This window comes from Micromonospora sp. NPDC051196, assembly GCF_040682415.1.
Classification (GTDB): Bacteria; Actinomycetota; Actinomycetes; order Mycobacteriales; family Micromonosporaceae; genus Micromonospora.
On the sequence record NZ_JBFBAY010000015.1, the window covers coordinates 70,524 to 84,688 of the forward strand.

14 protein-coding genes are annotated in these 14,165 nt (G+C 66.2%); 2 read left to right on the forward strand and 12 right to left on the reverse strand.

The features are described 5' to 3' along the window. Positions 1–11 precede the first annotated feature (11 nt). The 11 genes from AB0M35_RS24215 to AB0M35_RS24265 form a co-directional block, all read right to left on the reverse strand. A complete protein-coding gene (locus tag AB0M35_RS24215; protein ID WP_363748056.1) occupies positions 12–704 on the reverse strand; it encodes a transglutaminase-like domain-containing protein in 693 nt (230 codons plus the stop codon). Continuing rightward, positions 701–1,879 (reverse strand): acyl-CoA dehydrogenase family protein, encoded by a 1,179-nt coding sequence (locus AB0M35_RS24220; RefSeq protein WP_363748057.1) that lies wholly within the window; start codon positions 1,877–1,879, stop codon positions 701–703. The genes AB0M35_RS24215 and AB0M35_RS24220 overlap by 4 nt, the downstream gene beginning before the upstream one ends. A 10-nt stretch (positions 1,880–1,889) precedes the next feature. Beyond that, complete coding sequence (locus tag AB0M35_RS24225; RefSeq protein WP_363748058.1) at positions 1,890–2,294, reverse strand: ectoine synthase; 405 nt, start codon at positions 2,292–2,294, stop codon at positions 1,890–1,892. Beyond that, positions 2,295–2,567, reverse strand: coding sequence for an acyl carrier protein (locus AB0M35_RS24230; protein ID WP_363748059.1), 273 nt, complete (start codon positions 2,565–2,567; stop codon positions 2,295–2,297). 2 nt (positions 2,568–2,569) lie between these two features. Further along, positions 2,570–4,090 (reverse strand): AMP-binding protein, encoded by a 1,521-nt coding sequence (locus AB0M35_RS24235; protein ID WP_363748060.1) that lies wholly within the window; start codon positions 4,088–4,090, stop codon positions 2,570–2,572. Positions 4,091–4,462: 372 nt separating this feature from the next. Further along, positions 4,463–4,960 carry a helix-turn-helix domain-containing protein gene (locus tag AB0M35_RS24240; RefSeq protein ID WP_363748061.1) on the reverse strand — a complete coding sequence of 166 codons (498 nt, stop codon included), beginning with the start codon at positions 4,958–4,960 and terminating at the stop codon, positions 4,463–4,465. A gap of 178 nt (positions 4,961–5,138) precedes the next feature. Next, positions 5,139–6,056, reverse strand: coding sequence for a DMT family transporter (locus tag AB0M35_RS24245; protein ID WP_363748062.1), 918 nt, complete (start codon positions 6,054–6,056; stop codon positions 5,139–5,141). A 277-nt stretch (positions 6,057–6,333) separates the two neighbouring features. Continuing rightward, complete coding sequence (locus AB0M35_RS24250) at positions 6,334–6,777, reverse strand: DUF6069 family protein (protein WP_363748063.1); 444 nt, start codon at positions 6,775–6,777, stop codon at positions 6,334–6,336. A gap of 528 nt (positions 6,778–7,305) precedes the next feature. Next, a complete protein-coding gene (locus AB0M35_RS24255; protein ID WP_363748065.1) occupies positions 7,306–8,142 on the reverse strand; it encodes a methyltransferase domain-containing protein in 837 nt (278 codons plus the stop codon). Between the two features lie 81 nt (positions 8,143–8,223). Beyond that, on the reverse strand, positions 8,224–9,459 hold the full coding sequence (locus tag AB0M35_RS24260) for an MFS transporter (RefSeq protein WP_363748066.1): 1,236 nt from the start codon (positions 9,457–9,459) through the stop codon (positions 8,224–8,226). After that, a complete protein-coding gene (locus AB0M35_RS24265; protein ID WP_363748067.1) occupies positions 9,456–10,487 on the reverse strand; it encodes a GNAT family N-acetyltransferase in 1,032 nt (343 codons plus the stop codon). Before AB0M35_RS24265 ends, AB0M35_RS24260 begins: the two co-directional genes overlap by 4 nt. 160 nt (positions 10,488–10,647) lie before the next feature. Here AB0M35_RS24265 and AB0M35_RS24270 point away from each other — a divergent pair, with 160 nt between their 5' ends. Further along, positions 10,648–12,249: a PLP-dependent transferase gene (locus AB0M35_RS24270; protein ID WP_363748068.1), complete on the forward strand. Its 1,602-nt coding sequence runs from the start codon at positions 10,648–10,650 to the stop codon at positions 12,247–12,249. An 11-nt stretch (positions 12,250–12,260) separates the two neighbouring features. Continuing rightward, complete coding sequence (locus AB0M35_RS24275) at positions 12,261–13,589, forward strand: FAD-binding oxidoreductase (protein WP_363748069.1); 1,329 nt, start codon at positions 12,261–12,263, stop codon at positions 13,587–13,589. A 190-nt stretch (positions 13,590–13,779) separates the two neighbouring features. Here the strand turns inward: AB0M35_RS24275 and AB0M35_RS24280 are convergent, their stop codons facing one another. Beyond that, positions 13,780–14,157, reverse strand: coding sequence for a RidA family protein (locus tag AB0M35_RS24280; protein WP_363748070.1), 378 nt, complete (start codon positions 14,155–14,157; stop codon positions 13,780–13,782). Positions 14,158–14,165: the final 8 nt, after the last annotated feature.

Here is a 14,165-nt window from a genome sequence, read left to right on the forward strand (position 1 = left end):
AAAGATCGGGACTAATTCGGAGAAGAGCCGGTGAGCTCCGCTTCGGCTACGAGCGATCCGCTGGCCGTCTTGTACTTGCTCGAAAACAGCTTCGGATGAGACTGGTGCATTTTCTCGATGACCAACTCGTACGGGAAGTCGTCAAACTCGCCATAATGCTTGAGAAACTCCATATGGCGCCTGTTCTCCGCGTCGTACGGTTGGTACAGGCTGTCTGCCGTGCCGTCGAACTCAAGCGGCGCCATGCCGTACAGACGGCACAGCGTCTTGTTGAAGACTGGCGTCACCTTCAACCATCGCCCATCCAGCCACACGGAATTCAGGCCGTGGAAGAACACGTTTCCGCCGACCAGCTCGCGCAGATGACCCGAGGCCAGATGATTGCGTACGTCCGCAAAGACCAGCCGGCTCGGGATGCCGACGGCCCGGCACGCGGCGGCGTAGACGATCGACTTGTGCAGGCAGAATCCTCGGCCTTTGCGTAGCACAGCGCTCGCGCGTAAGCCCTCACGACTCAGGTCTGCGTCGTAGACGTCATACAGGATCCGGTCCCGGACCGCGTAGTACAGCGAGACCGCGTTCTCCCGCGGCGAACCGCGGCGGCCCCCGAGCGTGCGATCGACAAACGCCTGTACGGTGGGATCCTCGTGGTCAAGGCTCGCGGTGGCAGCCACCAGGCCCGGGAGAAGTCGGTCAACGGTCATGATCTCTCCATCGGGCTGGTTTGACTCCGGTTTGATTCGACACCGATCATCCGAGCGATCTTGGCGCGCTGGAGTTCCGAGGCCCCCGAGTAGATCGTGCCGCCGGTGGCGTCACGAAGATCCTTCTCGAGGGCGCAATCGACCGTGTATCCACGACCACCGAATATCTGCACCGCATCGAGCGCCGAACTGAGGTTGCTCTCACTGGCAAGCAGCTTGGCGACCGCGATATCTGTCATGACATCCTCGCCTGCCATGAAGCGCTCGGCGGTCTCGTACATCCACATACGAGCGGTCTCCACGCCTATCTTCATGTTGACGATCTTGTTGGAGATAAGCTGGTTCGAGCCGATTGAAGCGCCAAACTGGACGCGCGACCTGGCAAATTCGACACATCTTTCCATCCGGTGTTGCATCGTGCCGACGCTCGTGATGAAGTTGCACAGAATTTCCCACTTCATCACATAGTCCAGGATGACAAAGCCACGCCCGACGCGCCCGACCACGTTCGCCGCAGGGATCCGGCAGTCATGGAACGAAAGGTTGCCGAAAGGTGAGGTCCGCAGGCCCATCTTCTCGACCGGCGGCCCAATGTCAAACCCTGGAGTGCCTCGTTCGACGACGAACACCGTCATGCCGAACGGACTGTTTCCGGCTGCCGTTCTCGCATAGATGAGGAACAGGTCGGCTACCGGCCCGTTGCTGATGAAGCACTTCTCGCCATTCAGCACGAAGCTGTCGCCGTCTCGCTGCGCGCTGGTCTGCATCGCCGCCGCATCAGAGCCACCCTGCGGCTCCGTGATCGCATGCGCGCCGATCAGGGCGCCAGTGCAGACACCTGGCAGGTAACGGCTCTTGAGATAGTCCGACCCGAATCGCTGGATGGGTATGCCCGCACTGACGATCTGAGTCGCCACCGAAAAATTCAGCCCATTGTCGCGGCAGTGGTATCCGAGACCTTCGAGCACATACATGGTGGTGAGCAGGTCTTGCGCCCCACCTCCCCATTCGGCCTCGAAAGGAAGACCGAGGAGGCCGGACTCCCCCACCAGTTTCCACTGCTCGCGCGGAAACTCGCTGTCCTGATCGCGCTGGATATGGCCCTCGCCCCAATAGGCGAAGCTATCGGTGAAGCCCTGCCGCAGCGCCTGCTGTTCGTCGGTCCATTGACGCATGACCCACCGCTCAGTAGCTGGAGAATTCGAGCTGGCTGAAGTCGTGCCGCTCATCACCCATCAGCGCCGGAGCGAACACACAGATCAGGCGCAGATCCTCCAGCGGCGAAGCGACCAGGTGATGCGGGTCATTCTTGTCGAGGGCGTACATCGTGCCCGGCGTGAGCGGATACTCGTCACCGTTGGCGTCGATCACCATTCCGCTACCCGAGATGCAGTAGCATGCCTCGAAGTGGTTCTTGTACTCGAGTGGCGACCTCGTTCCCGCAGTGACGATCGTGTCAGTAATCGTGTATCCCACGCCGTCCTTGGCGGTCAGGAGACGCTTACTGACGCCATTGCCCCAGTGGACGTCTTCAACCTCGGAGCTGTGACGGACTATCATCTTCTTCCACCCTCTTTTCTTTGTGTTCACTCAACCGGGATTTCCTGCCGAGGTGCCGTGAGGTGCCGTGAGGTGCACGAACTCACAAATTGCAGTCACCGAGGTGAAGTTCTTCTCAGCAATTTCCACCTCGTCGACAGGGATGTCGAAGCGATTTTCGAGCCAGGTGATCACCCTGAGGAGGCTGATGCTGTCGATAACCCCACCGGCGATGAGGTCATAGTCGTCGTCCAACTCAGAAACCTGGATATCGGGTATGAACTCGGTGACGATGTATTCCTTGATCGCTTGTTTGTGGTCCATGCCTATCTCCTGTCGAGCACAGCGCGGATGAGGGCCTGCCGGTCGACCTTCCCAGTCGCCGTCGCGGGCAGCGGGGTGTCGACAAGGTCGATCGTGGTGGGGATCGCCGCTCGTGGCAGCTGGAGCCGGCACCGCTCACGCAGGATCAGGCTGTTCGGCGAGCCGGGCGCGGAGCGGCGGACCACCGCATGGATGCGCGTGCCGGTGATCTCATCCGGCACTCCGACGACCGCCGCCTCAAGCACCGCGCTGTGGCCGAGAATGACGTGCTCGACCTCGGCCAGGTTGACCCGAGTACCGCGGACCTTGACCTGAAAGTCTCTGCGGCCGAGCAGTGTGTACACCCCGTGCGCGTCCCGCCGGACCAGGTCACCGGTCCGGAAGTAAGGCTGCTTACCGTCGCCGATGGCGACGAACTTGCCCACGCTGGCGGCCGGGTCGAGATAGCCCGCCGTCTGGAACGGCGTACGTACGAGCAGTTCCCCTTCGGCCGGCCCGTCGAGCACGGCATCGTCCACGTCGACGACGAGAGCGTCCACGCCGTCGATCGGTCGACCGATCGGCAGGTCGACCGCGATGTCGGCGACGCCCACGACCTCGTGCAGGAAACTGTCGTTCGTCTCAGTGCTGCCATAGACGTTGTAGATCCGGGCGTTCGGGAACAGGCTGGGCAGCTGCCCAAGCAACTGTGTCGGCGCCTTGTCCCCGGTGACGATCAGTTGCTCGACGCCGGCGAACGGCTGTCCGCCGTACGCATTGGCGAGCAGGCCGTAGAACATCGGCACCGACTGGACGACCTGTATCCGCTCCGCCCGTACCAGCTCGGCGAGATACCTGCCGTCGGTCGCCCGCTCCTCGTCCACCAACACGACGGTTCCGCCGACCTTGAGAGTCGCCCAGATATCCAGCAGGCACAGGTCGAAGCTGAGGGGTGCATAGCTGAGCACACGGGTGCCCGATGAGATGCGGAACCGCGCCGCGGCCCAGTCGGTGAACCGGTCCACGGCCCCGGCTGACAGTGGCACGATCTTCGGCAGGCCGGTCGACCCGGAGGTCGTCAGCATGAAAGACACGTCCGCTTCGACCATTGCTGCCAGCCGGCCGGCCGGTGCGACGACCTGCGGCTCGCCGGAATCGGCGTCAAGCCGGACATCGCCGGCCTCTACCCGGATACCTGCTCCCCCGTCCGCTGGTACGGCCGACAGCAGGCGCTGGCAGTCGGCCCTGCCGAGCAGTGCACCAAGCGAGCCGGCCCCGAGCGCCGTCGACGGCAGCAGAAACGATCGGCGCGCCATCATGCACGCGACGATCAACGCGATGGTCTGCGCGGACTTTTCCGCCCGTACCGCTATCCGACTGGAACCGGCACAGCCGGACGACTCGATCTGACTGCGGGCGGCCACCGCCATTTCCGCGAGCTCAGCGTAGGAAACACGATCGTGTCCCATCACCACGGCAACCGAATCCGGCTGCGTACGGCCGTATTCAAGCAGCCGATCCGGCAACGAGAATGGGACGGTCATGCCGACGTCGCCGAATTGCGACACGGTCGTTGCGCAATAAGCTTCCGCCGCGAAGGGTGCCCGGATAGCGGAGGCCAGTGTGAACTATTCCCGTCCAGGTCGTGCATCAGCCTAGTATGTGGTTCCCTCCCGTCGGCGTCATCTTCGATATTGCTCAACACCGATCTTTTGCGATCTTTCTAGCTGGTACGCCATTGTCTATGGGCGTCGCTGCCGGTATGGGCGGATTCCGGCTCGCAGCAGGGCGCACGGTCTAGCGTGGGCGCTGGTTGTCCCGGTGAGCCGGCGACCTCGGCCCACGCCGCTACTGAGCTGTCCAAGCCGCGTGAAGGCGGCGGCCAGGGCGTTGTCCTCGAACTCGCCTGGCCGAGGCTACGAGGACTGGCTGGCTGCGAGGTAGGCCGCGTACAGGCGCTGGCGAACGCTCGGTGACCGAGGCGGGGACCCGGAGCCGAGGTGTACGTGGCGAAGCTCGTCCATGAACTCTTCCCAGAGCACCGGGCCGCCTTGTTCGAGCAGCTCGGCACCAAGGCGCAGGGTGGGACTTGCGGGCCGGTGGCGAAGTCCCCAACTGCCGAGGTGCGCGAACACGGGTATGAGTTGGATCGCGGGTTCGGTCAGGCTGTAACGCGCCCGTTGACCGGGGCGCGTGTCCTCACGAGTGAGCAGTCCCGACTCGACGAGTCGCTTGAGCCGGTTGGCGAGGATGTTGGAGGCGATGCCCTCGATGGAGTTGGCCTGCAGCTCTCGGAAGTAGCGGCGGTCTCCGAAGACGATGTCGCGGAGGACGAGCAGGCTCCAGCGATCGCCGAACACCTCGACGGCCGCGTTGATTGGACACTCCGACCGTGGCTCATTCGATTCGCCCATAGTGATTGCAAGATACCATCGCCCAGATACGGTCGTCTCGACGAGCGATTGCAGATCACATGCTGGCGAACCGCGTGCTGAGGCAGGTTACTCGGTCAGGTGGGCCCGGCGCTGTGCAGCCACCGGCCCAGCCCGGCTCCCGGACGCGGAAGCCCGCGTACACCAGCGTGACAGCAAGTCAGCTGGATCCAAGCTCCGAGTTCGGCAGAGCGGACTGCGGTGTCCGGGGAGGAGCGGCAGTCTCGGCCTGGGTGGACCGGGTGGCCAAGGCGCATCCGGCCAGGATCAACACGAAGGAAGCGACGACAAGGACGGTCAGCGGCTCGTTGAGGAGCAGCACGCCTGCGGCGACCGCCACCGCCGGATTGACGTAGATGAACAACAGGGCGCGCGACGGGCCGGCTTCCTTGATGAGCTCCAGGTAAACCACGAAGGCCAGCCCGGTGCAGAGGACCCCCAGCGTGGCGATCGCTATCAGCACCTCACCGCTGGGCATGACGCTCGGCCAAGTCCATATCGCGGCCGGTGTGAAGACCAGAGCGGCGAAGCCGAGACACGCCACGGTCAGCGGCAGGGTGGGCACGTCCTGCAGGTAGCGGTCGGCGATGAGCGGGGCGAGCGCGTAGGCGACCGCGGTCAGCACCACCTCGGTGATCGACCAGGTGTCTCCCCCACCCAGGCCCGGCCCGACCAGCACCGCGACGCCGGCCAGTCCGAGCGCCAACCCGGCGAAGCGGATCTTGTCCAGCCGTTCGACGCCGATCAGCCGGGCCAGCGCCACCCCGATGATCGGTGCCGCAGCGATCAGTAACGCGGTGGTCGAACTGGACAACCGCTTTTCGGCGTCCGAGAGCAGCCACCATGGTGCGAGCACCTCCAGGATGGCGAATACGAGAGCCGGCCGCCAGTGTCGCCGGACCAGCCGAAACTGTCCGCCTCGCAATACCAGGGGCAGGAGCAGAGCGGCGCCGATCGCGGTCCGCGCGAAGACCAGCACGGACGCTGAGACCTCGCCGACCGCGACCTTGATGAGCATGTAGGGGATGCCCCAGATAAGAGACATCAGTGCGAACAGCACCCAGCCACGTCGGCTCACGCACAGCCCCTTGAGATCGATGTTGAGTGTCGGGCGAGTGAGGGTATGGCGTCAGCTCTTCCTGAGACAAGGCCCGCCCTCTGGCGCACACTCGCCGGCGGTTCGTAGACCCCGGTCGACGCTCCGCGTCGACGGTGTGGTCGCCACTGCGCTCGTCACCGTGTGGTGACGAGCGCAGTCATTTGAAACGTCCACACCGGGCGGGATCTGCCGGATCGAAACCCGGCAGATGATCGACCGCCCGGCGGACACGTGTGTGGCGAACTTGCCGCCGAGGTCAGCGCGTTTGCGGGAGCCGCTTCGCCAGGACCGGCACCACGATCGCCGCAGCCACGACGTGCAACGCCATCAAGGTAACCGCGCTGCCGGCGTCGAACCCGAACGTGAGGTTCGGGACGAAGGACAGCACGATCAGCACGATCGCCGTCCGCACGAACGTGGAACGAGGCTTACGCGCCTTGCGTGCCATGACAGCGGCGATAGCGACACCGATGAGCGAGAAGACCAGCGTCAGTATCGTGAACATGGGGATCGGAATGGTTTCGTCCGTGCCCTGACCGAACGAGACACCGGCGGCCGACGCGATGGCCGCGAGGACGGTTGTGGTGATCGCGGCGACGACAGCCGCAGCGACACCGTGCTTCCAGAGCGGTTGCCGCCCGGCGTCCGAGGCCTGTGGGCTGGGGGACAACGTCGTCCGGCTCTGCGTGTCATCCTGCATCGGTGAAATTCCTTCGGATCACGGGTGGATGATGGTTTCGAGATGACTCAAGCATCCACAATGGCAGCGCTGGCGACGTGAGCTTCATACGCGGCCAGCGCGGAACGATGCCGCATCGTGGTTGCGCTTCTCGGCAGTGCGAGAAGCGCGCGACACAGTCCCAGCGCGTGCAGACAGCTTCCGCTCGGGTCGGCTCGGAAGGGTCACGAACGTCAAAGTATCGGCCGGCGACTGTCGGCGCATCTTCTATCGTGCGCAATTTGGAGGTGTTTTGCGGTGGTCCTCCGAAGGCGCAGTCCGGCGGCTTCGACGAGGTGTTCGAGTTCCACCGGCGGGTACGATCCGCAGGCCTCCTCGACGTGGATCGCGCCGAGTCGTCGGGGGGTCGCGGCAGGCAGGCCAGTCCCCCGAGAGCCCTCGGCCGGCGTGGTCCTATTCAGGCCACGCCGGCCGAGGGCTCTCGCTCAAGTCAACTTCACCTGGCCGCTTCCAGGGGTCGTCAAATGCCCCAGGAAGCTGTGGCCGGCTTCACCGCTTGGTCGCGGCAATTACCTGACTGTAGTACCGGGTGAGGTGTCGATCGTAGTAGAGGAATTCATAGGGCACGCCCTCGTGCTCGCCGATCACCGACCACTCATCGGTGGGCACCAACTCGTGAAGGTCGCTGATCCAGTTGGCCTCGTCGGTGTACTTGCTCTCGTAGGCCAGCGGGCTCGCGATCACGAGCAGACCGCCCTGGCGGAGCAGACGGGCAGCCGCTGATACGACCTGACGTGGATCCGGCACCCGGTCGACGACGTTGAGCAGGGTGACGAGGTCGAAGTAGCCAGCCGGCCGGGGAACCTGTTCGGCTGGCACAGGGTAGACAGTGGCCTTGCTGTCCGGCTTCGGGACATCCGCGAGGTTCACTCGGCGGAAATCCGGCCGCTCGGAATCACGCGGTGGCGTAGGCAACCAGCCGTCGAACGCCTCGCCGCACAGCATGCGCCGCGCCCACACGTTGAACAGGTCGGCCGGCTCCGACAGCACGCGATCCTCGTCGCCGAAGCCACGTCGGGCCATCTCGTACAAAAATCGTCCCGTGCCCCCACCGACGTCGCACACCCGTGCCGGTGGTTCGGCCGACGGCCACCACTGCGTCACGAGGTCGGCCGTGGCGCGGGCGAAACGCCCGGCGATCGGTGGCTCGGCTCGCGCGAGACGGGGGTCAGGCTCCGCCTCGGGAAGGACGACGTCGCCCCAGTCGGTATACAAGTAGCTGCCAAGGAAGGCCTGTGAGGCGTAGTTCTCCATGACCTTGGGCGAAACGGACGACACGTCACTCCCCTGCTCGACCCGGCAATTGTCAGGCCAATGCTGCCCCACCGGACATCGGCGCGCCATCTTTGATGTTGCTGTATGACGGCATGATCCGATGTGCGTACACTTCGCAATTCATCCGGGCGCTCATCGCTCAGCCTGCACCTTGCTGCCGCCGCCAAGACTTCCTGCGCGTTCCTCGACGACGAGCCCGCTGCGCAGAACATGCAGGAGCACGACGCCCAATCCCGCTGCGGCGGCGACGGCCGCCATGGCGAGGAAAGCGGAGATGCCGAGCCAGGTGTAGGCAAGAGCGCCCAGCAGAGGCCCCACGACGAAACCGATGTCGGACACCAGTCCGAAGGCGCCGAAGGCCCGCCCGAGCAGATGCCGCGGCACGAGATTCACCCCTTGCCGAGCCACCAGGTACAGCACCGGCTGGGCCGTCATGAACAGCAACAGCCCGGCACCCATCGCCACCACGCCGTCGAACAGGCCCACTGCGGCGAGACCGACCGCTTCGGCGCCGAAGGCGAATGCGGCGATCACCAGCAGCGGCCGGGACTCCACCACCTTGGCGCAGGTCAGGGCGACGACCATGAACACCGCCAAGCCGGCCGTGTAGATCGCCGACGTGTAGGCGACCCCGTTGCCCGTGACCTTGTCAAGGTGCAGGGGAACCACCGGTTCCAACGCCGCGAACAGCGCGTTGTTGACCAGATCGACCACCGCGAAGATGGCTACCAGGACGATCAGCGGACGAACCGCCGCAATGGTCGACCGTTCTCCCGCAACAGCAGCCGGCGGCGGCTCCTCCACCCGGTCGACACTCAAGCCGAGCAACAGCACTCCGCCGGCGGCGGTCACCACCGCGCCGGCCAGGAACACCCCGGTGAAGCCGAGCACCGGGTACAGCAGTCCGACCACGGCAGGGCCGAGCACCATGCCGGCCGTGCAGGAGCCACCGAACCAGCCCATCACGCGCGCCGTCCCGAAGCGCGAACTGGCCCCCAACGAGCTGGCCAGTTGATAGAGCACCGGCATCGTGAGGCCCTCGGCCACGCCCCATGCGAGCCGCCAGGCCAGCACCTGCCAGCCGGTGGCGGCGAAGGCCAGACCAAGAACGGCCGCCGCGGTCATGGTCATGCCGATGAAACCCATCAGCTGCGGACGCCGTGTGCGGTCGACCAGGATCCCGCCGATCGGCTGCGTCAGCGCCTTGGCCACGGCGAATCCGCTGAATGCCGCAGCCACCTCCAGCGCGGACATCTGGAACCGCCCGGTCAGCTCGGGCACCAGCGGAACCAGCATGGTGTACGCGATGTTCATCATCACCGCGGACAGCAGCAGCGCCGCTATCCCGGATCGTTTGCCGGTGGTCACGGCCGCTGCGCTAGCCCTTCGTATCCCGCCACGGTCAGCAGGCCTTCGTGCACGGCCGTCAACCTCGGGCGGTAGATCTCGACGTCACCCGGGTCGGTCGCGTACCACAGACCCCAGAGGTGGATGCCACTGAAACCGTGCTCTTTCTTGAACGTGTCGTTGCCCCGGCCGAACTCGATGATGTCCCAGCCTCGGTCCACGCCTTGGGCGAGGAGTTCGTACAGCATGAACGGATACGGGCTGACCTCGCTGTACACGGTGGCGTCGGTGCCGGCGCACCAGAGGTAGAGCTTGCGGTCGTGCTCCAGCGCGACGGCCGCACCGATCGTCTGGTCCTCCCACTCGGCCCGGACCAGGCTGGCGTACGGCGTGGACAGCACCGCCTCCAGCGTGGCGTGGTCGTACAACGCCGGCCAGCCGTGCTTGACCGCCGAGCCGTTGGTCAGCTCGAGCAGCCGGTCGATCTGCGCCACCGCTTCGGGCCCCGTCTCCTCGACGAGCTTGACACCCTTCTCGGTCGCCCGCCGCCACCGCCGCCGCCAGTCGGTCCGCTTCTTCGTCTTGACCTCGCCGAGCACCGGATCCGGCCCGCTGCCCGGATTCTTGTAGTAGGCCGTGTCCAGGCGGGCGAAGACGTCCGGCGGCCGGACGGCGGCCCACTGGCGGGCCGGCTCGGGTGGCAGGTTGAGCACCAGCAGACCGGCCGCACCCAGGTCCCGCGCCTGTTCGAGGGCTCCGTCGACCAGGGCGGCCACGGCCTGCTCGTCACCGGTCAGATAGGCCGGACCGTAGACGGAGTAGATCGTGCCGATCGTGAGCACCGGCCGGTCCCAGACGACCCCGCTGCCGGTGTCGTTCTCGAGGCCATGCCAGAACGGCGAATCTTCCAGGAGGTAACGCGGCGCCCGACCGGGATCGATGATCCGCCGCCGCTCGATCGTCGCGCGTGTCCAGGCGTCGAGCCACTCCTCGGTGTCGAACACCGTCGGCCGGAAGGACTGCGCCTCAGAAAACGGCGTGACGGTCATGGAGACTCCTCGGTACCGCGGACGATCCTCCACAACGTAGGCCCGGATCGGGTTTGCGGGCGAGGCCTGCTCGCAAAGTCCGCATTTTCCAAGATGGATGTTCGAACACCCGCACGTTCGAAGATGCTCGCCGCGCCGGCCGGTTGCGACGATGGGGCCCATGACGCGCTCCATCGCCTGGCATGACGGCATGACGGGCGGGGACCACGGTGCCGGCGTGACGACGGACAACGTGGCGGCACCGCGTTTCGGCGCCGGCGCCCCGCTCGGTGAGGTGCTGCCTGAGCAGGTAAGCGACCTCAGCGAGCAGTTCGACGGGTGCCTTTTCCAACTGCGTGCCGCACGTCGCGAGATCGAGGAGTACGCGACCTACTGCACGCGCAACGACCTACCGGTGGACGAGCCGGTGCTCGCCCAGCTGATCGCCGCGACACACCAGGTCGGCATGCGGTTGACCCGGCAGCAGCGGGCCCTGCTCGCGGCCTCCACCCCGAACGCGGCGGACCTGCTGAGTGCGAGCGAGTCGATCCTGCGGTTCGGGTTGGCGACGCTGGCCTACGTACGACACTCGCTCGACTGGACGGCGAAGTCCTACGGGCAGTCCGCACAGGTGCAGTTCTTCGGCACCCAGGCCGAGTCATGGCCGACGATCCACTACGACCGCAACGGCACACACACCTCGGTGCTCAGAGTCGAGCGACAACTGGTCGAGCTGCTCGACCTCCCACCGGACCGTTGGGGTGTCGGGGTCACCTCGTCCGGCATGGCCGCGTACACCTGGATCGAGGCGTTCCTGCTGCGGGACCGGCTCCGCGCCGGCGACACCGTGCTACTGGCGCCGTACATCTACTACGAGACGGCGCAGCAACTCCACGCGCTGCCTGACATCCGGGCCGAGCGGGCGAGCGGGTACGCCGTCGAGGAGATCATCGCCGACGTCGTCCGGCTTCGCCCGAAGGCCATCTTCGTCGACCCCCTGGCGAACAACGTGCGCCAGCGGATCCTCGACCTGCCCGAGCTGTTCCGGCGGCTGCGTGAGGTGCTGACCGAACGCTGCACCGTGGTCGTGGACGGCACGATGACCGGCGCGTCGTTGCAGCCGGAGCTGTTCGCCGCCGACGACCGGCTGGAACTGGTGTACTACGAGAGCTGCACCAAGTATCTCCAGCTGGGCATGGACTTCGCGCTCGCCGGCCTGGTCGCGTACCCGATCGAGCTGGCCGAGCGGATGGACATGCTGCGCCGCAACACCGGGCTGGTGCTCGCCCGGCACAACGCCGAACTGTTCCCGCGCTATCAGATTCCGTTGCACCGCAGGAGAATGCGGCGGATCTGGGCCAACGCCGAACAGCTCGCCAGGCTTCTGCACGCCGATCCCCGGGTCACCGCGGCCGGTGTGGTGTACCACCCGGCGCTGCCCCACCATCCGGACAGTCGGCTGGCTACCGACCTGCCCTACGGCAGCGGCATCGTGACATTCGTGTACCACGATCGCGTACGCAACGAGTGGGACAATCTCGACGCGGTGGTCGACCGGATCCTGGTGCGCGCCAGGACACGAGGCACCCAGGTGACCAAGGGCGTCAGCTTCGGCTACTCGGTTCCGAGGGTGTGGGCGCAGAGCGTCAGCACCACCGAGGAGGAGTACAAGTACGTGCCGGTCCCCGACGACGAGCCGCGGTTCCTCCGGCTCTCCGTCGGAGACCGCGTGCATCAGCTGGACGGCCTCGCTGAGGCCATCGCCGAAGCCATCGCCGAGTGACAGGAGCAAGCATGGGTGATTTCTTTGACGGACTGGACGGATGGGTGCTCCGGCCGGGTGAGTCTGACTACGACGACGCTCGGGCGGCCTGGAATGGGATGGTCGACCACCGGCCGCGCATGATCGTCAAGTGTGCGAGCGTGAGTGACGTCGTGGCCGCGGTGCGCTACGCGCGCGATGCCCGACTGGGCATCGGCGTGCGGTGCGGCGGACACGCCGCACTCGGGCCGGCCGTGCCGGACGACGCTCTGCTCATCGATCTCCGGCCGCTGCACGGAGTCCAGGTCGACCCGGAGCGCCGTACCGCCGTCGTCAAGGGCGGCACCATGCTCGGCGCGGTGGACCGCGGATCGCTGCCGCACGGCCTGGCCACCACGACCGGAAGCGTCTCGCACACCGGCGTCGGCGGGTTCACCCTCGGTGGCGGCATGGGCTGGCTGGCCAGACAGTACGGCCTGGCCTGCGACAACGTGCTGTCGTTCGAGGTGGTGACCGCGGACGGTGAGGTGGTGCGGGCGAGCCGAAACGAGCACCCGGAGCTGTACTGGGGGCTGCGCGGCGGTGGCGGGAACTTCGGCGTGGTCACCGAGTTCGAGTTTCGGCTGCACGAGGTCGACCCGCGCGCGCTGCTGGTGGAGTTGACCTTCCCGCTCGACGCCGGTCTGGCGGTGCTCGGCGGCTGGCGGGACCTCAGCGCCATGGCGCCGCGCCAGGCCACTTTCACGGCGTCGGTCTCGGGGGCGGAGGTCAGCGTCGGATACGTCTGGGTCGGCGAACCCGACCAGGGCAAGGGCCTGGTGCCGGAGCTACGTGGGCTCGGTCGGCCGGTGCGCGAGCGGGTGTCCGAACTGACCTACCCCGAGTTGCAGACCATCGACGACGAGGCGGACCGGCACGGGCTGCGCCAGTACTCCAAGTGCCACTACCTGGCGACGTTCCCGGACGCGGCGATCGAGGCGTTTCTGACCAGAGGCGCGAAGGACGGCAGCGGCGAGGGGCTGCCGGGCGGCTGGCTGGAGGCGTACGGCGGGGCGATCGCCGACGTCCCGGACGAGGAGACCGCATTCGGCCACCGGCAGACGCTACTCGAATTCGGCGTCCGCTCCCCGTGGACGGATCCTGCCGAGGACGCCGACCGGATCGCGGTGACGAAGCAGGTGGCGGCGGCACTCGAACCGTTCGCCAGCGGCGTCTACGTCAACATGCTCAGTGACGACGGGACGGACGGGGTTCGCCGCGCGTACCCACCGGCGAAGCTGGCCCGCCTGGCCGAGGTGAAGAAGGCGTACGACCCGGACAACGTGTTCCACCTCAACCAGAACATCAAACCGGCGCCCTGAGCGCCGCGACGCTTCGCCGGGGCGACCGCCGGTTCGGCTGATCTTCGCGGATCTGCCCGAGCCGGCGCGCAGCGGCGGTGATCCCCTACCGCGCAGTTCGGCCCCGCCGAGCCGCGTCCATCTCGATTGGACGCCGACTCGGCGGGGCCGACTGGTTGAAGTTCAGTTGCCGATCACGAGTGTCGCAACGTCAGGCTGCCGCGATGGCCTCGATCTCCAGCAGCCAGGACTCGTCCCAGCAGCCGGTGATGATGATCCCCAGAGCCGGCCGGTGGCCCGCCAGCACCTCTTGCCTGATCTTGGAGTTCATCTCCCGATCCGAGCGATCGGCGAGGTAGGTGGTGACCTTCACGAGGTTCTCGACCGACATGCCGGCCTCGTGCAGCACCGCCAGGACGTTGCGCCATACCAGCCGGCATTGGGCCTCGAAGCCCTCAGGCACCGCTTCGTCGTTCGTCAACGGCGCCTGACCGGTGATGAACAGCAGCCGCTGGGCGCCGGTGACCAGCGCACCTTGGGAGAGCCCCGGATCGGCGAGATGCGGGGGATCCACGTTGGTGAAGTTCATGACAGCGA